This is a genomic window from Bradyrhizobium sp. WU425, assembly GCF_021052305.1.
GTDB lineage: Bacteria > Pseudomonadota > Alphaproteobacteria > Rhizobiales > Xanthobacteraceae > Bradyrhizobium > Bradyrhizobium canariense_D.
The window spans coordinates 4,121,797-4,139,299 of record NZ_CP088089.1; the positions used below are offsets into that span (position 1 = coordinate 4,121,797).

General features: G+C 64.1%; 18 protein-coding genes. 11 read left to right on the plus strand and 7 right to left on the minus strand.

The window, feature by feature from the left end:
* Window positions 1-101 precede the first annotated feature (101 nt).
* Window positions 102-1,343: a threonine synthase gene (locus BcanWU425_RS20020; RefSeq protein ID WP_204511296.1), complete on the plus strand. Its 1,242-nt coding sequence runs from the start codon at window positions 102-104 to the stop codon at window positions 1,341-1,343.
* 86 nt (window positions 1,344-1,429) lie between these two features.
* Window positions 1,430-2,398, plus strand: a complete 969-nt coding sequence (locus BcanWU425_RS20025) for a tripartite tricarboxylate transporter substrate binding protein BugD (protein WP_018458053.1) — start codon at window positions 1,430-1,432, stop codon at window positions 2,396-2,398.
* A 32-nt stretch (window positions 2,399-2,430) separates the two neighbouring features.
* On the opposite strand, the gene BcanWU425_RS20030 is transcribed toward BcanWU425_RS20025, so the two are convergent.
* From BcanWU425_RS20030 to BcanWU425_RS20040, 3 genes are all read right to left on the minus strand, one after another.
* On the minus strand, window positions 2,431-2,817 hold the full coding sequence (locus BcanWU425_RS20030; protein ID WP_018458052.1) for a response regulator transcription factor: 387 nt from the start codon (window positions 2,815-2,817) through the stop codon (window positions 2,431-2,433).
* Window positions 2,818-2,902: 85 nt separating this feature from the next.
* Window positions 2,903-3,574 carry a response regulator transcription factor gene (locus BcanWU425_RS20035; protein WP_018458051.1) on the minus strand — a complete coding sequence of 224 codons (672 nt, stop codon included), beginning with the start codon at window positions 3,572-3,574 and terminating at the stop codon, window positions 2,903-2,905.
* Window positions 3,571-6,006 (minus strand): PAS domain-containing sensor histidine kinase, encoded by a 2,436-nt coding sequence (locus tag BcanWU425_RS20040; protein WP_085384619.1) that lies wholly within the window; start codon window positions 6,004-6,006, stop codon window positions 3,571-3,573. Before BcanWU425_RS20040 ends, BcanWU425_RS20035 begins: the two co-directional genes overlap by 4 nt.
* A gap of 744 nt (window positions 6,007-6,750) precedes the next feature.
* Here BcanWU425_RS20040 and BcanWU425_RS20045 point away from each other — a divergent pair.
* The 3 genes from BcanWU425_RS20045 (at window position 6,751) to BcanWU425_RS20055 (ending at window position 7,661) form a co-directional block, all read left to right on the plus strand.
* Window positions 6,751-7,119, plus strand: coding sequence for a hypothetical protein (locus BcanWU425_RS20045; protein ID WP_231188449.1), 369 nt, complete (start codon window positions 6,751-6,753; stop codon window positions 7,117-7,119).
* Window positions 7,116-7,304 carry a hypothetical protein gene (locus tag BcanWU425_RS20050; protein ID WP_039800268.1) on the plus strand — a complete coding sequence of 63 codons (189 nt, stop codon included), beginning with the start codon at window positions 7,116-7,118 and terminating at the stop codon, window positions 7,302-7,304. Before BcanWU425_RS20045 ends, BcanWU425_RS20050 begins: the two co-directional genes overlap by 4 nt.
* Window positions 7,305-7,370: 66 nt before the next feature.
* A complete protein-coding gene (locus BcanWU425_RS20055) occupies window positions 7,371-7,661 on the plus strand; it encodes a hypothetical protein (protein WP_231188451.1) in 291 nt (96 codons plus the stop codon).
* Between the two features lie 91 nt (window positions 7,662-7,752).
* On the opposite strand, the gene BcanWU425_RS20060 is transcribed toward BcanWU425_RS20055, so the two are convergent.
* Entirely contained in the window at window positions 7,753-9,942 is a 2,190-nt protein-coding gene (locus BcanWU425_RS20060) for a lytic transglycosylase domain-containing protein (protein WP_018458046.1), read from the minus strand.
* Between the two features lie 324 nt (window positions 9,943-10,266).
* Here BcanWU425_RS20060 and BcanWU425_RS20065 point away from each other — a divergent pair, with 324 nt between their 5' ends.
* The 3 genes from BcanWU425_RS20065 (at window position 10,267) to BcanWU425_RS20075 (ending at window position 12,647) form a co-directional block, all read left to right on the plus strand.
* The gene (locus BcanWU425_RS20065) at window positions 10,267-12,003 is read left to right on the plus strand and encodes an adenylate/guanylate cyclase domain-containing protein (protein ID WP_018458045.1); all 1,737 of its coding nucleotides are present in this window, start codon (window positions 10,267-10,269) and stop codon (window positions 12,001-12,003) included.
* A gap of 105 nt (window positions 12,004-12,108) precedes the next feature.
* Complete coding sequence (locus tag BcanWU425_RS20070; RefSeq protein ID WP_204511294.1) at window positions 12,109-12,285, plus strand: hypothetical protein; 177 nt, start codon at window positions 12,109-12,111, stop codon at window positions 12,283-12,285.
* Window positions 12,286-12,434: 149 nt separating this feature from the next.
* A complete protein-coding gene (locus BcanWU425_RS20075; protein ID WP_018458043.1) occupies window positions 12,435-12,647 on the plus strand; it encodes a hypothetical protein in 213 nt (70 codons plus the stop codon).
* Between the two features lie 152 nt (window positions 12,648-12,799).
* Here the strand turns inward: BcanWU425_RS20075 and BcanWU425_RS20080 are convergent, their stop codons facing one another.
* Window positions 12,800-12,973: a hypothetical protein gene (locus tag BcanWU425_RS20080; protein WP_018458042.1), complete on the minus strand. Its 174-nt coding sequence runs from the start codon at window positions 12,971-12,973 to the stop codon at window positions 12,800-12,802.
* 200 nt (window positions 12,974-13,173) lie between these two features.
* On the opposite strand from BcanWU425_RS20080, the gene BcanWU425_RS20085 reads away from it, so the two are divergent.
* Complete coding sequence (locus BcanWU425_RS20085) at window positions 13,174-13,752, plus strand: hypothetical protein (protein ID WP_204511293.1); 579 nt, start codon at window positions 13,174-13,176, stop codon at window positions 13,750-13,752.
* A gap of 26 nt (window positions 13,753-13,778) precedes the next feature.
* Here BcanWU425_RS20085 and BcanWU425_RS20090 read toward each other — a convergent pair whose 3' ends face one another.
* Window positions 13,779-14,000, minus strand: a complete 222-nt coding sequence (locus BcanWU425_RS20090; RefSeq protein ID WP_018458040.1) for a hypothetical protein — start codon at window positions 13,998-14,000, stop codon at window positions 13,779-13,781.
* Window positions 14,000-14,266, minus strand: a complete 267-nt coding sequence (locus tag BcanWU425_RS20095; RefSeq protein ID WP_204511292.1) for a hypothetical protein — start codon at window positions 14,264-14,266, stop codon at window positions 14,000-14,002. The genes BcanWU425_RS20090 and BcanWU425_RS20095 overlap by 1 nt, the downstream gene beginning before the upstream one ends.
* Window positions 14,267-14,966: 700 nt before the next feature.
* Here BcanWU425_RS20095 and ilvD point away from each other — a divergent pair.
* Window positions 14,967-16,691, plus strand: a complete 1,725-nt coding sequence (ilvD, locus tag BcanWU425_RS20100) for a dihydroxy-acid dehydratase (protein WP_027518135.1) — start codon at window positions 14,967-14,969, stop codon at window positions 16,689-16,691.
* Window positions 16,678-17,499: a tetratricopeptide repeat protein gene (locus BcanWU425_RS20105; RefSeq protein WP_007590646.1), complete on the plus strand. Its 822-nt coding sequence runs from the start codon at window positions 16,678-16,680 to the stop codon at window positions 17,497-17,499. Before ilvD ends, BcanWU425_RS20105 begins: the two co-directional genes overlap by 14 nt.
* The last annotated feature ends 4 nt before the right edge of the window (window positions 17,500-17,503 follow it).

The window sequence follows — 17,503 nt, forward strand, 5'->3', positions numbered from 1 at the left end:
AGCAATCCAGACTGCCTCCGCGGAAAGACTCTGGATTGCTCCGCTGCGCTCGCAATGACGAGCGGAGGGATCTGTTTGCAAAACAAGAAGGAAATCACCCCATGCAAGACAACGACAACCTCACCATCGAACGCCCTACCTTCGTCACCCATCTCGAATGCGCGATGGAGGGCGATCATTACGCCGCCGACCAGGTCCACAACCTCTCCAAGGCCGGCAAGCCGCTGCTGGTGCGCTACGACCTTGCCGGTGTGAAGACGGCGCTGACGAAAGACGCGCTCGCCCAGCGCCCCGCCGACATGTGGCGCTACCGCGAGCTTTTGCCGGTGCGTAAATGTCAGGATATCGTCTCGCTCGGCGAGGTCACGACGCCGCTGATCCGGCTGCCCAAGCTCGGTGCAAAACTCGGCGGCGGCGAGATCATCGTCAAGGACGAGGGGCGCTTGCCGACCGGCTCGTTCAAGGCGCGCGGCCTCGTGATGGCGGTGTCGATGGGCAAGGCGCTCGGCATCAAGCATATGGCGATGCCGACCAACGGCAATGCCGGCGCGGCGCTCGCGGCTTATGCGACCTCCTGCGGCATCAAGACCACGATCTTCTGCCCGGCCGATACGCCGGAGGTGAACGTCAGCGAGATCGAGCTGCAGGGCGCGACCGTCTACCGCGTCAACGGCTATATCGACGATTGCGGCAAGATCGTCGGCGAGGGCAAGGCGAAAGTCGGCTGGTTCGACACCTCGACCTTGAAGGAGCCGTACCGCATCGAAGGCAAGAAGACGATGGGGCTCGAACTCGCCGAGCAGCTCGGCTGGGACGTGCCCGACGTGATCTTCTATCCGACCGGCGGCGGCACCGGCCTGATCGGCATGTGGAAGGCGTTCGACGAACTAGAGAAGATCGGCTTCATCGGCAGCAAGCGCCCGCGCATGGTCGCGGTGCAAGCCTCCGGCTGCGCGCCCATGGTGCGCGCCTATGAGGCCGGCACCGAGCATGCGACGCGCTGGGAGGACGCTCACACCATCGCGTCAGGCATTCGCGTGCCGCAGGCGATCGGCGACTTTCTCATTTTGCGCGCGGTGCGGCAGAGCAACGGTTTTGCCATTGCCGTCGACGACGACAAGATCTCGTCGGCGCTCAGCGAGGTCGCGCGCGAGGAGGGGCTGTTGCTCTGCCCCGAAGGTGCTGCCACCTACGCCGCCTACAAGGACAGCCTCGCCGACGGCCGCGTCAGCAGGTCCGACCGCGTGATGCTGTTCAACTGCGCCACCGGCCTGAAGTACCCGCTGCCGCCGGTCACCCGTACGCTCGATCGCCACAAGCCGATCGACTATTCGCAGTTCTAGCGCGGCATTTCGTCCCTTCACGAACGATCCCTCTTCCCGTACGCGGGAAGAGACAAAAACAACAATGACATTGCTGGGAGAAGACAATGAAGGCCGCCTGGGCTGCGCTGATTGCTATTCTCGCTGTTGCAGGCGCCGCGCGCGCCGACGACTATCCCTCGCGTCCCATCACCATCATCGTTCCCTTCGCCGCCGGCGGTCCGTCGGATGCGATGGCGCGAGTGCTTGCCGAGCGGATGCGGACATCGCTTGGGCAGCCGCTGGTGATCGAGAACGTCACCGGCGCGGGCGGCTCGATCGGCGTCGGCCGCGCCGTGCATTCGGCCCCCGACGGCTACACGATCTCGTTCGGCCATCTCGGCACCCACGTCGCCAACGGCGCCGTCTACAAGCTCAATTACGACCTGGTCGCGGACCTGGAGCCGGTGGTGCTGCTGCCGAGCAATCCGATGATCGTCGTCAGCAAGAACGCGGTGCCCGCGACCTCGCTGAAGGAGCTGCTGGACTGGCTGAAGTCGCGACCGTCGCCGCCGACCGCCGGCACCGCCGGCGCGGGCTCGGGTAGCCACATCGCCGGGGTCTATTTCGAGAGCGTCAGCGGCATCAAGCTGCAATACGTACCGTATCGCGGCACCGCGCCCGCCCTGAACGATCTCATTGCCGGCCAGATCGACATCATCGTCGACCAGACCTCGAACTCCATCAACCAGGTCCGCGCCGGCACCATTCGCGCCTACGCCATCACCGATGACAGGCGCCTGTCGTCGGCGCCCGACATCCCGACGGCGGAGGAGGCGGGCCTGAAGGGCTTCAACATGACGCTCTGGTCCGGCATGTGGGTGCCGAAGGGCACGCCAAAGGCGATCGTCGCCAAGCTCAATGCCGCTGCCGTGGAAGCGCTGAACGATCCCGGCGTGAAGAAGCAGCTCGAAAGTCAGGGGCTTGAGATGACACCCCAGGATCAGCTCACGCCCGAGGCCCTGGGCGCCCGCCAGAAGGCGGAGATCGCGAAGTGGTGGCCAATGATCAAGGCGGCGAACATCAAGGTGGAGTGAGCGCCGTGTCGCCAGGGCTCGGCGCCAGCGTATCACGTCTCGGTTTGATCGGAGCCGGACAGGGCCATCCGCAGACATTCAAGCAGAGCGGGCGTGGAGAACGGCTTCGCCAGAAAGCAGATAGCGCCCGCTTTCAGCGCGCGGTCGCGCACGGCATCGTCGGGAAAAGCCGTCATGAAAATGAAGGGCGTGTGGTGACCAAGGCTGCGCATGTGCGTCAAGAGCTCAAGGCCGCCCATCAACGACATCTGCACATCCGCGATCACGCAGGACGTCGTCTTCAGTTCGGCCGATTGAAGAAATTCGTCAGCGGAGCGAAAGATGTTGACCGTGTATCCCCGCGACGTCAGCAGATTATTGGTCGCAAGGCGGACTGATCGATCATCGTCGATGACGGAAATGGCCGAGGGGATTGACAAGATGATCGCTCCTGATCGGGGAGCCGCCGATCACGGTGCCGCACTTGACGAAAGTGAGCCCTTGGAGCGAGCTTGAAAAGCATACTTAGGTTTGCACCTTTCCGCCCGGGCGTGAGATTCCGAGCGCCTCCACCATTCTGACGAGATCGGCCAACGACTTGGCGCCCATTTTCCGCATGATCTGCCCGCGGTAGATCTTGACGGTAATCTCAGCCAATCCGAGCTCGGCAGCGACTTGCTTGTTCATCAGGCCGGACGCCACCAGGGCGAGGATGTCGCGCTGGCGCGCGCTTAAACCCTCGAATCGGGACCGCACTCCCGCGACCGACTCCTCGGCATTGCGTCGCTTGCGATCCCGTTCGATCGCGGCCTGAACCGCATCCAGCATGTCCTGGTCGCGCACCGGCTTGGTCAGAAAATCGATGGCGCCGCTCTTCATGGCCCTGACGGTCATCGGAATATCACCATGACCGGTGATGAAGATAATGGGCGTGTGAATGTTCGCCTTCGCTAGGTCCGACTGCAGGTCAAAGCCGCTTGAGCCCGGCAGGCGGATGTCGAGCACAAGGCAGCTGGGGACCGCCGGTGGCTTGGCTTCCATGATCTCCGCCGCGGAGCCGAAAGCCTCGACCTTGAGGCCGACGGATTGAAAGAGGTTGGTGAGCGCACGGCGCATCGATGGATCGTCGTCGACGATCAAGACGATCGGATCGTCGGAACTCGTCTGCACCGTCGCCACCTTGGGAAGGTCGGTCACGACGTGTCCTCGATCGGCAAGGGCAGGGCAATCTGGAATGTTGCTCCGCTTCCGTCATTGGGGAAGGCCGAGAGCCGGCCCGCATGAGCCTCGATGATCGATCGGCAGATCGACAGTCCCATCCCCAGGCCGCTCGGCTTTGTCGTGAAGAAAGGTGTGAAGATGCGCTCCGTCGCGCCGTCGCCGAGGCCGACCCCGCTGTCTGTCACGATCAGGAGCATGCGGCCTTCGCCGTGCTCGCTCGCCTGGCTGGAGCGGATCGCAAGCTCGCGCGGACGGTCCACATTGGCGTGCATGGCTTCAATCCCGTTCATGACCAGGTTGATCAGCACCTGCTGCAGCTGGATCCGGTCGCCGCAAACGCTGGGTAGAGCGGACGCCAGCTCCATTCGTACCGACACGGCATGGGTGGCAAGCTCGCGGCGGACGAGCGCCACCGTCTCCCTGACGAGCTGGTTCATGTCGACCGGAGCCATCTCGATCTCGGTCTTCTTCGCAAGCGTTCTGATCCGGCGGATCACCTCGCTGGCGCGATTGGCGTCCTCGACGATCCATTCCACGGAACGGCGTGCGGCATTCAGTTGGGCTGGTTCGCGGCCGAGCCATCCGATACAGGCATCCGCATTGGAGATCACGGCGGCCAAGGGCTGATTGATCTCGTGGGCGATCGAGGCCGTGAGTTCGCCGAGCATCGTGACACGCGTCACGTGAGCTAGTTCGGCTTGCGCCTTGCGCAGCGCTTCTTCGGCCTGCTCGGCGCGGATGGCCGCCGTCACGTCGCTGCTGACGCCACGATAACCGAGAAAGTTGCCGTTCGCGTCGTGCAAGGGCTTGCCGCTGGTGCGCACGTAGATCGGAGATCCGTTGCGATCCTTGCTTCGGTAGACCAGGTCGCGAAACGGAAGGTGGGCATCGAGCGTCGCGCGATGCCGCTCCCACTTCTCGGGCTCGAGCTCGGCATCGGGTGGAATGTCCCAACGGGCGAGGCCGATCACGCCCGTGGGCACGGGACCGGCCGTGTCGGCATGTTCCGAAATCCGTGTGATACGGTGGTCCGGCCCGCTCTCCCAAAACCAGTCCGAGGCGGTTTCGGCATAGTCGCGAAATCGCTGCTCGGACAGCTTGAGCTCGTCAAAGGCTTTTTGCAGCGCTTGTCTGGCGGCAAACTGCTCGGTGACATCGACGTGGGTGCCGATGATTTCCGTGACATCGCCGTCCCCGCCGACGACGGGATGCCCCTCCGTATGGACGTGTCGTACGGAACCGTCCGGACGCAAAATCCGAAAATCAACTTCGAAAGGCTGCTTTTGCCGGATTGCCTGACGTTCCACATCGACGATCCGGCGAAAGTCTTCGGCGAGGATCCGTTGTTGGAAAGCCTGCGCCGACAGATCGATCTGGTCCGGGTTGAATCCGAACAGGCGATAGAGTTCGGCCGATCGGTAGGCAAACTCCTGACTGCGCACGTTCCAGGCCCAGCTGCTCGTGTGGCTGAGGCGCTGGGCTTCGGTCAGATAGGCTTCGCTGCGACGCAGCCGCTGTTCGGTTTCCTTTGCCGTAGTGACGTCAGTGACCGCTCCGACAAACTCGATGTGGCCGGATCCATGTCTCACCACGCGTGCCACGGAATGGAGATATTTGATGGTTCCATCGGGCATCAGCAGGCGATACTCATGGTCGAAATCGCCGACCTCACGGAAGGCCCGATCAAGGGTCTTGCTGACCGCATTGCGATCTTCCGGATGAATGCGCTGGAAAACGAAATCGAGCGTCGGTTTGACCTGCGGGTCACATTGGAAGATGCGAAAGGTCTCCCTGGACCAGACGGCCTCGCGGGTTGCCAGGCTCAGGCCGAAGCTGCCGGTGCGGCTCAACTCCTGCGCTTGGGCAAGGTAGGCCTCGCTCTGCCGCAGCGCATCCTCCGCCTCCTTGCGCTGGGTGATGTTTTCGCAGGCGACCAGCACGATCGGCGTGCCGTCGCCGCGTCGCATGGCCTTGGCGTTCTCACGGACCCAGAGAACCGAGCCGTCCTTCCGGATCTTGCGAATCTCCCAGGTGTGCGACTGGTCCACGGTTTCCAGGCACAGCCCGACACAGCGACGGACGAAATCGCGGTCCTCTTCGAAAAAGACGTTCAGCACAGATTGGCCGGTCAACTCGGCCGCCGTGTAGCCCAGTTGCGCGGCGCCAAATGTATTTACGTTGAGCACCGTTCCGGCCGGATCGACCATGAAATACATGACCGGATTGTGCTCGAACACTTGTCGCCATTGCTTCACGGCGTCGCGCAGGTCGGCATTGTCCTGCCGCCAGCCATCCCCAGTCGCGGGCTCGCCTTTCCCCGCATTGCCGAGAGATCGAAGCGCCGCAAGGCCGCCGAGCAGGAATTGCGCGGCCGAATTCCCTAGTTTTGCGATCTGGCCAGGCATCATCGCAAGCGTCCCGGCCCGCGTGGGGCAGGGAGAGTAGAGCACTTTGCGACAGCAGGGGCAATTCCCTGATCAAAGCAGGATTCCGCATCGAAAGTTCGCGGGCTCCGTGCAGCTTGCCAGCGTTGCGCCGTCTCGTTGCGAGCGGACGAAACTCCGGTAAATCACCGGACAAACCTATGTATAGGTCGCGCAATCCTAGTCATACGCTGCATTTACCTCCGTACAATTGAGCGGCCCGTCACATGGGGACTAGTCTCACCGGCAATCCAGTGGTGTCGATCGCAACGCTTGAACAGTTGAGTAGCGCGGGGTCGTGCACTCAAGAGGCCAGCTTCGCCTCCGCCGGCGCTGACTTGCCGATGATCTGGTCACGATTGAGAAGCCGCATTTCGTTGACGAACGTGATGATTGTGCATCAGCGCCCGTGGGGATCCTCGACCGTCAGAGGCGCCCATCAGAGGCCAGGAGGAGAGGATCATGTGCGATAAGCCCGAACACTCCGAGCGCCCTTCCGCCGCAAAAAGCTGCGCGGTCTGCAGCGGGAAGTTCGGCCTGATCCGGTATTATTCCTGGCGAGCGCCGCTTTGCTCCCGGAAATGTCTCGATCGCTTCAGAGCGCGCCGCGAACGCGATCGCCGATGGCTGTTTCGGTCTCAGGCGGCGTAAGCACCAGTCACCGGATCCGCTGCGTTCGGCAATTCTGTATCGGGAGGCTGCGCGTTGAACCGTTGTTGCAAGCTCCTCTTGGCGATCACGCTGCCGCTTTCGTTGATGACTGGAGCGGAGGCGGACGAGGCTGGACAGGATGGCGCACATCGTCATCCGCCTCGGGATCTGCTCCTCCACGAGCAGTTCTATTCGAGTTGGCACATGCCGGACAATCCGGTGCTGACTTGCTGCAACAACGCCGACTGCTACCCGACCGAGATACGGCGGGTCGAGGGGAGCATCTACGCGCTGCGCCGGGAAGACGGGAAATACATCCTCATTCCGCCTCAGAAGGTCGAGCGAAACAGGGATAATCCCGACGGCCGCAACCATCTTTGCGCGCCGCCGCCGTCCGCCTCTCTCGTCGACACGGTCTACTGCTTTGCGCTCGGAGGTGCCACATGAGGTTCATATTGGTGAACGGCAGGACCCCTTTTCGCAAAACGTCCTGCCTCTGGTGCTGCGAGGAGATCAGCGGCGGCTATCTGCGCGATGCGAAGACGCTGCTGCCCTACTGCGGCTACGAGTGTTACGCGCTTCATGGCGAAGCTGCGCCGCTGATCGAGGGGCGCACACGAGCGGCGTCTTGAGCGGATAGGAGGGCGAAACGGGCGGTGGATTTGCCGTCCGGGCGAGAGGACATCGCGATGAGATTCATGTTCGTCAATCAGGAAGGGCCTCGCCACGGCGGTACCTGCAGCGCGTGCGCGCAGCCGCTGGGCGCGAGTTACGTCCGCCATGTGCCCGCTGAGCGGCGGTACTGCGACTATGATTGCTACCGTCGATATCAGCAGACGGCGGTGGAAATGCTCTGGCCTTACCGCAGTTCGCTCGAAGCGATCACGGTGTCGAGCTGGAACTGGATACTGCAGACGGGCGCGCTCTCGCGCTCGCTGACGGAAGCATTTCTGCGCGCGTACGAACCCTCTGACCACGGAAGGAGGTGACGGCTCGCCAAACGATGCGGACCCGCGCAGAGAGGTCGGTCGCAGTCACTGCATCCAGCTTCACGCCGCGTCCAGCCCCGGCGTCGCGAAGCTAGGGCGCGGCGGCTGCGGCCGATGCCGTCGGCATCGCGCCCCTGTTCGGCGTCGTAACGCGCTGCTCGGACTTCCCCGCGACGACGCTGCTGGCCTCAAACCTCGCACGATAGACCAGCACGTTCTCGATCACGCGCTGGACGTAGTTGCGCGTCTCCGACAGCGGGATGCGCTCGACCCAGTCGACCGGATCGACCTTGGGATCCCTGGGGTCGCCGCGCGCCTGCACCCATTCGCGCACGCGGCCCCGGCCGGCATTGTAGCCGGCGAAGGTCATGATCTGGTTGCCGCGATATTCCGACATGAGCGCACTGAGCTCGGCCGCGCCCATCTGCGTGTTGTAGACGGGATCGGAGACCATCTTGTCCCAGTCATAGGTCAGGCCGAAGCGCTTTGCGGTGTCGCGGCCCGCTTCCGGCGTCACCTGCATCAGCCCGACTGCGTTGGCGGCCGATTTGTCGCGCTGGTCGAACGAGCTTTCGGTGCGCGCCACCGAATAGATCACGCTGGGATCGATCGCGGGCGCCACCTGCTTATGTTCAGGGATGCCGATGGTCGGGAAGGCGTAGTGATCGAGCGCGAGCCCGCGCGCCAGCGCCGACTTGCCGACCTCCAGCATCACGCGCGCATCGTTGCGCCGGCCGGCGAGCTCGCCGAGCGCTTCGAGTGCGGCGACGTCGGTGCTCTCCTTGGCAAAATCCTCGGCGAAGTAAAACACCATGTCGCGCTCACCGACGCCGTAGAGCATGTCGGCGGCGCGCACGCGCTCGTCCGCGGGCGGCGCGTCGACTGCTGCCAGCACGGGCGAGGGCGCACGCAGCTCGATGCGGTCGAGACCGAGCCTGGCGCGGGCGAGCTGGCCGTAATAGGCGGTCGGATAGCGCGCCGCCGCCTGATAGCTCAGGCGCGCATCGGCCGGTGCGTTCATTGCCTCGGCCGCGCGGCCGCGCCAATAATGCGCGCGCGACAGCGCGATCGGATTGGCGGAGCCTTCGTCGATCGCGGCGAAATGCGTCATCGCCGCCTTGGGATCATCGAGATAGCGCAGCGCGATCCAGCCGCACATGAAGTGATAGTCGGCGCGATAGACCTCCATCGCGGGCACGGCTGCCGAGCGCACCAAATCATAGGCGGTTTTGAACTTGCCCTGGTCGAGCAGCTTTCGCGCGAGCAGGCGGCGCTCGCGCCACCAGGCGTCGGTGTCTTGCGCCGCCATCGTATCGGGCGCGGCGGCCAGGATCACCTCGGCCGCGTCGTCGATGCGGTCATTCTGGAGATGCCATTGCGCGCGGCACAGCACATAGCCGAGGTCGCGGCGCGCCTCGGCCGAAATGTCCTCCAGGTAATCCTTGGCCTTGCTGGCCTTGCCGGTGACTGCGGCGCAGGCCTTGACGATCGCGAGCGCATCCTCGCCGAGCCGCTTGGCTGCGCGCCGCGCTCCCGCATAGTCCTTGGCGCCGAGCCGCTTGTCCATGCGGGCGCGATGATCCTCGGCGGTCAGGAGATCGCGGAACGCTTGGTAGGAATCCTCCTCACTGCGCTCGGACAATTCGTCCGTGCGCCAGGCATCGCGCACGAGACGCGCGGCCCTGTCGCTGTCGCCCTCGGTCATCAGCACGCGGGCGAGCGCGAACTTGCCCTTGGCGCTGGTCGGCCGGTCCATCGTGAATTTGTGCACGGTCGCCGCGTTGGCCTTCTCCTGCCACAGCCGCGCCTCGGCGCGGCGGCGGAGCAGCGCGCTGCTCGGCCAGTCCGGATTGGCGGCGAGGAAGGCGGCGTAGCGCTTGAAATTCGCCGTGCTTTCGGAATGGCGCAGCATAAACCAGTCGGCGAGTTTCTGTCCGGCCGGGTCGGCAATGCGGTCGCGCGCCGCGCTGGCGTCCTCGGTCTTGCCCTTCCGCGCGAGATCGATGGCATCCTTCAGCGCGGCGAGATCGCCAGTCAGCGGCGGGGCTGCCGGCTTGTCCGAGGGCGCGTCGTCCTGCTTCTTCGACTTGCGCTTGGCCTCGGCATGCTTGCCGTGCCGCGCCTTGCCGGCGGAGGCGTGGCGCTGCTTGCCGGTTTTCGCCTCATGCGTCTTCTTCGGCGCGGACGATTTGTGACCGCTCTTCGCTGCCAGCTCTGTAGGGATGAAGGCCAAAGCGGCCACGGCAACGACACACGCGAGCGAGCGTAGGCACTGGTTCATTCCGTGGTCCCCCTGCGAAACCAGTACAAACCAAAGTCCGCGACGAGATGCGGCTCGAGAATCAAAACGGCGTCAAAATGGTGACACGACGTCGTTTCGCATCCTGAAGCTGTTCCAACAATGCGGCGAAATACGGATGGAGCCAGGGAACCTGTGCAACGGCGGGGCGAGCGGGTCTCTTAACCTTCATTAACGAATACGGCTCGCGCGACGGTTGCGGCGGTTCAGGACGCCTCGAAGCGGCCAAATTGCGCGTATTCCCGGCGGCAAATCCGTTGTATTGGGTTCCAAAGCCTTTCCCCTTCAGCCCATTGTCCCGCGCCCATGCCGATTTTCAACCAGTCGATCCGGCGCAAGATCGTCGGGATTGCGCTCGGCCTCATCATCCTGATGGTCGTCACCGCGATCCTGTCGATGGTGATGTCCAGCCGCGTCGGCCATCTTCTGGATGAGCTGACCGCGCGGTATATTCCGGCTTACGGCCACCTGGCGCGGTCCAATGTGCGTTCGCTGGAGCGGGCGCTGGCGATGCGGCGCATGGTGATCGCCAAAATGCAAACGCCGCCGGACGAAGAGGGCTTTGCGGCGCGGCTGAAGATCTTCAGGGAAACGGACGCCCAGGTCGAGCAGGAGGCCGAAGCCGCGCGAAAGCTGATCAACGCGATCATCGACGATGAGAGCACACCGTCGGACAACGCGGCACTCGCCCGGATCGAGACGCGCATCGAGAATGCAGTCAAGGAGCTTCGCCGCGAACTCGACGAGGAGGACGCCAAGCTGCTCCGGCTGCTCGATGCCAAGGACTTTGCGGCCACGCGCGACGTGCTCGTCCATGTGGACGCGCTCCGCGATCTCTTCACCCAGCGGATCGATGCGATCCGCGCCGAGATGCTCTCGCAGGTGTTCGTGAGCACCGCGCAGGTGATCCGCCATCAGCGCCAGGCGATCATCGTCTCGGGCATCGTGACCATCCTCGCGGCGATCGTCGGACTTGCCTTTGCGATCATGGTCTCCACCGGGATCACGCGACCGGTCCGGCTCTTGCTGGCCGGCACCCGCGAAGTCGAGGCGGGCCGCTTCGACAAGACCATCAGTGTCTCGACGCAGGACGAGATTGGCGAACTCGCCTCCGCCTTCAATCGCATGGTCGAGCAATTGCGCCAGAACGAGCGCATCCGCGAGACCTTTGGCCGCTACATCGATCCCAAGGTGGTGCAGGGGCTGATTGACCGGCCGGAGGTCGCCGTCGACGGCCAGCGCCGGGTGATGACCATCATGTTCTGCGACATGAGCGGCTTCACCGCGATGAGCGAGGGCATGACCCCGCGCGGCCTGGTCAAGGTGATGAACCACTATTTTACCGTCATGTCCGGTCCGATCAGGAGCAACCGCGGCATCATCGACAAATATATCGGCGACGCCATCATGGCCTACTGGGGCCCTCCCTTCATCGAGGAGGAAGAGCCGGCGCTGCTCGCAGGCCTTGCTGCGATCGAAATGGCCGATCAGGTGCCCGCGCTGCAGAAGCAATTGCCGGATCTGCTCGGCATCCGCGCCATGCCCGGGCTTTGCGATCTGCGGATCGGCATCGCCACCGGCGAGGTCCTGACCGGCAGCATCGGCTCCGAGCTGATGATGAGCTTCACCGTGATGGGCGACGCCGTGAACCTCGCCTCACGACTGGAGGCCGTCAACAAGACCTATGGCACCCGTATCCTGATCTCGCAGGCGACGGCGGACGCGATCGGCTCGCACCTCGGATTGCGCGAGGTCGACCGTCTTGCGGTCGCCGGCCAGAGCGCGCCGCAAACGATCTTCGAGGTGATGGGCCGGGCAGGCGCACTCACGGCCGCGCATGAGAGCCTGCGTTCTCACTACGCCGAAGGCCTCGCCGCCTATCGCGCCCGCCGCTTCGACGAGGCCCGCGCGGGCTTCAACGCGGCACTTGAAGCCGTCCCAGGCGACGGCCCCTCGCGGGCAATGCTTGCTCGTATCACGCGGTTCGAGGCCCATCCGCCGGACGAGGGCTGGGACGGCGCCTGGCGGTTGGAGCAGAAATAGTCGGCCGCGCGGGAAAAATTGATTCTACTCGATAACGATGTTCGCAGTGACCTATTTCCCGGGCTTAGGTTTGGTGTCCTTGAGGCGTTTGATGGGGACACGCCGATGACAGAACTTGAGAACAGGCTCGAACGGTTCGAGACGCTCACCGCCGAATGCGAGCTGATCGCCAGGCTCGCCAGCGACAGCACCAAGCGTGAGTTTTATCTGAAGCTCTCGGAGCGGTATCGCCAGCTGGCGGTGGACATGCGGCAGGCCATAGCGAGCCAAGCTGCGGCCTGACGCCGGCAATCCGTTCTTAACACTTGGCGCGCATCCTCAATGCAGATGCGGGGACGCCTCCGGTGATTTCCCGCTGTGGTAATGCCGGGGCTCGCTGCGGTGCAGCGCGCGTCGCGAGATTGTTTTGTCGTGCCTAGCAGGGCGATCCCATGCGCCTTTTTGCGGTCATCATGTTTGGACTCATGACGGCAGCCTGCAACCAGGAGCAGGAGATCACCGGCTCGACCCCGGTCTGCGCGATGCGGAACTACACTTCCTTCAATCCCCGCGACATGACCCAGTGCGTTGCCGCCTGCAAGGCGTGCGACCACGGCAACACGGTCACCTGCAGCACGTCGTGCACGCTCAAGGGCGCCCGCTGAGCGGCTCCGCCTCCTGGTTCGGGGCCGATGGTGTCTCGACGGTGTTTTGGCACCGGAACGATTCACATGGATCAATCATTGAAGGGATGGCAGGACGCGGAGTCCTTTGGAATGGGTATGCTCGATCCCGGTCGGTTCCTGGTGTCATGCTCTCACTGCGCAGCCTGGCCGATGGCCGCCAATGTAAGACGTTCGAGCTGGTCGGCTTCGCCGAACGAGGTCCGCTTCGTTTGCCCGCGCTGCCGCCGCGAGGAGACCGCGATCATCTCCGCCTCCGGCGAGTTGACGCCGATCCGGCGCGTCGACGTCCCGCCGCGCGACGTCACCGCGGCCTGGGCTCAGGCCCAGCGCCCAAGAGGGCGAGCGTAGCCCGCCGTTTAAGGAGAAGAGGGCCGAGCGCAGCCAGCTGAGGGCAAGAGGGCGCGCGTCACCATCCGTCGGGACCTCTGATGAGGCGGTTGGAACTGCCGCGGGAGGTGATCCAAGCAGGTGCAAATGTGCTAGGATCGTCGGCATGAGTTCATCCATGCCCCGTCCAATCCTGCCGCCCCTCGGCGACCGTTTCCGCCTTAACCCGGTCGCGGCGCGCCTTGCGCCGCTGTTCGGCTTCGCGCTGCTGATCGTGTCATGCGCGCTGGCAAGCTTTGCATTCGCCTGTGCCACGCCGTTTGCGGCTTGCGCGGTTGTCGCCGCCGCCATGCTGCCGCTGCGTCCGGCGCTGCTCGTCGTCACCGGCGCCTGGCTGGTGAACCAGGGCATCGGCTTCGGCGCGCTGCACTATCCGATCGACCCCAGCACTATCGCCTGGGGCTTCGTCATCGGCGCTGCTGCGCTGCTATCGACCGCAGCAGCATCGACGGTCCTCCGTAGGCTGCCGCGAGGCCGCACGCCACTGATGCTTGCGATTGCATTCGTTGCCGCCTACGCGGTCTATGAGTTCGCGCTGCTTGCCGCGACGCCGGTCCTGGGCGGCGAGGGCGCCTTCACCGCCGCCATCGTGACCCGGATCGGGCTGACCAGCGCCATCTGGCTCGCCGGCCTCGTCGCCGTCTGTGAGATCGTCCGTCTGGCCGATCCGTTCGGGCGCGCGATGCGGAACGCCTGAGCGCCAACCAAGGCACTGAAGTCCGGTCATGCCGATAACCGGACCTTTGCCCAGCGCTGCAAGGCGACCGCTGTCCAAACCGTCTCGACAAACCCGAACGGCCAGGCGCCCTGGAGAAAGCCATAGACCCCGCTGAACGCGCAGGCTGCCGCGAAGGCCAGCACGAAATGCGGTCCGCGCGGCTCAAGCGCGTAAAACAGCAGCATCGCACTGACCGACAGCACTCCGAAGATTGTGATTGCGTCCATCAGCCGGCCGGAGGCTTCGGCTTCTTGGCGACACCGAGGGTGTGGACGACGGCGGGCCCCATAACCGGCCACAGCGCGGCCGTCGCGGTCAGAACGGTCGCGGCGCACATTGCAGCCAGCACGGACGATCGGATTTTCAAGCCGCGCGTCCGCGATCGACAGACGATCCAGACCCAGGCGCAGACCACGACGGCGATGGACAGTTTCGTCATCAGCCCGTGCGCATGGTCGAGCACCGCGATCAGGCTGCCCACGCTGGCGAGCACGACAGCGGGTACCCTGCGCCCTCTTGGACAAGAGGGTGAAGCGACGAAGCAAAGCTCGGGCGGAATCAGCCGCGAGAACGCGAAGCGTGTCTGCAAGTTGAATCTGCATTGGCGGATGGCGATTGCTGCCCCTTGCTCCGTCATTGCGAGCGCAGCGAAGCGATCCAGAGTCTTTCCGCGGAGGATTCTGGATTGCTTCCGCCTTCGCTAAAGCTTCGGCGGACAAGTCGCTCCGCTCGCAAAGACGATGTGGAGAGAGTGTGCACAACACTTCGATCTGTGGCCTGGACGCAGCGCCCTTGCGGCGCGTCCGGACAGGCGGGGAGATGATGAAGCGCCGACTCACCTTGGCTGCGCCTCGTCGTCGCGCCGAAGTTGCAACGCAGGCACGCACCGGAAACTTGAAGTTGTGGGATTGTCCTCCCGCCGGGGGTATCGCAGTAAGCTCGATCGTGTCCTCACGGCCACGATTGTGCCGTCCGTGCAACACTCGTCACGGATTTAACCATCTTCTCTGTCCGTTCGCATCGACGCCGCTTTTTGGCCACACCCGAACATGAATAAAATCACTCGAATATTTTAGCGGCAGCGGTGATCCTGGAAGACGACGGAAATCCCCAAGGTCGATTCAAAAGGTCGATTCAAATCTTGGCTCTGATTTTTCGGGTCTGAAAGGGTTGGCCGGGGAAACTGGTTTGCGATGGACGCGAAGAGCAACATCAAGCAGAGGCTGCCGAGCCGTCACGTGACGGAAGGTCCTGCGCGCGCGCCCCATCGCTCCTACCTCTACGCCATGGGTCTGACCACCGACCAGATCCACCAGCCCTTCGTCGGCGTCGCCTCGTGCTGGAACGAGGCCGCGCCCTGCAACATCTCCCTGATGCGCCAGGCGCAGGCGGTGAAGAAGGGCGTCGCAGCCGCCGGCGGCACGCCGCGCGAGTTCTGCACCATCACCGTGACCGACGGCATCGCCATGGGGCATGACGGCATGCGCTCCTCGCTGCCGTCGCGCGAATGCATCGCCGATTCCGTCGAATTGACGATCCGCGGCCACGCCTATGACGCTCTCGTTGGCCTGGCCGGCTGCGACAAGTCGCTGCCGGGCATGATGATGGCGATGGTCCGTCTCAACGTGCCCTCGATCTTCATCTATGGCGGCTCGATCCTGCCCGGCAATTTCCGGGGCCAGCAGGTGACCGTGCAGGACATGTTCGAAGCCGTCGGCAAGCACTCGGTCGGCGCAATGTCGGACGAGGACCTCGACGAGATCGAGCGCGTGGCGTGCCCCTCGGCGGGTGCCTGCGGCGCGCAGTTCACCGCCAACACGATGGCGACCGTCTCCGAGGCGATCGGGCTGGCCTTGCCGTACTCGGCCGGTGCTCCGGCACCCTATGAAATTCGCGACGCCTTCTGCATGACCGCGGGCGAGCAGGTCATGGAGCTGATCGCCCAAAACATCCGGCCACGCGACATCGTCACCCTCAAGGCGCTGGAGAATGCCGCCGCCGTGGTCGCCGCGTCCGGTGGCTCGACTAATGCTGCACTGCACCTGCCGGCAATCGCGCACGAGTGCGGCATCAAGTTCGACCTGTTCGACGTCGCCGAAATCTTCAAAAAGACACCGTACGTCGCGGATTTGAAGCCAGGCGGCCGTTATGTCGCCAAAGACATGTTTGAAGTAGGTGGCATACCGCTTCTGATGAAGACGCTGCTCGACAACGGATTTCTCCACGGTGACTGCATGACCGTCACCGGTCGAACGATCGCCGAAAACCTCAAAAGCGTGAAGTGGAATCCGCACCAGGACGTGGTGCACCCGGCAGACAAGCCCATCACCGTCACCGGCGGTGTGGTCGGTCTGAAGGGCAATCTGGCGCCAGAAGGTGCGATCGTGAAAGTCGCGGGAATGTCCAACCTCAGGTTCACCGGTCCGGCCAGGTGCTTCGACCGTGAGGAGGATGCTTTCGAGGCCGTCCAGAAGCGCACCTACCGCGAAGGCGAAGTCATCGTGATCCGCTACGAGGGGCCGAAGGGCGGTCCCGGCATGCGGGAAATGCTCCAGACCACCGCGGCGCTGACCGGCCAGGGCATGGGCGGCAAGATCGCGCTCATCACCGACGGCCGCTTCTCCGGCGCCACCCGCGGCTTCTGTATCGGCCATGTCGGGCCGGAAGCCGCCATCGGCGGCCCGATCGGGTTGCTGGAGGACGGCGATATCATCGAGATCGACGCGGTCGCCGGTACCCTTAACGTAAAATTGAGCGACCAGGAGCTTGCCCAACGCAAGACCAAATGGACCGCTCGCGCGACTAACCACACGACGGGCGCGCTCTGGAAATATGCTCAGCAGGTTGGACCAGCGGTCGGTGGGGCAGTGACCCATCCGGGCGGCGCGCACGAGAAACAGTGCTATGCGGACATCTAGGCGTACCATCGTTGCATTTGTGTTGGGGGCTACTGCGCTGGCCGCGCCGGCGCTCGCCTTTGACGGCGCACCCGTCAGCCAGAAGGATGCGACCATCCCGGTGGTCACGACCTTGCCGGGCGCAGCAGGCAAGGTGCGCAATGTACCGCCAGTCGTGCCCCAGGAAACCTCGCTCAGCGCCCTGCAATATGCCGCGGAGGGTGGCCACCCCATCGCGCAGTGGAAGCTTGGCCGCATGTACGCCAATGGCGACGGCGTCGCCCAGGACGATGTGCGTGCGTTCGAGTATTTCACCCGCATCGCCAACGCGCACGCCGAAGACAGCCCGTCCGCGCCGCAGGCGCAGATCGTCGCCAACGCCTTTGTGGCGCTCGGCCGCTATTATCTCAGCGGCATCCCGAATTCGAAGGTCAAGCCGGACCAGGAGCGGGCGCGGGAGATGTTTTCCTATGCCGCGTCCTATTTCGGCAATGCGGATGCGCAATACGATCTCGCCCGCCTGTACCTGAAGACGCCGGACGCTTCGCGCGAGGATTTCCGCTACGGCGCGCGCTGGCTTGGGCTCGCCGCGCAGAAGGGCCAGCACGAGGCCCAGGCGCTGCTCGGCCAGATGCTGTTCAACGGCGACCGCCTGCCGCGGCAGGCCGCCCGCGGCCTGATGTGGCTGACGCTGGCGCGCGACAGCGCAGGCAGCGACGAGACCTGGATCAAGGAAAACTACAACCGCGCCTTCGCAAAGGCCTCCGACGACGATCGCGCCATGTGCCTGCAGATGCTGGAGCAATGGGTGCAGGGTCGACGGGAGTGATGGG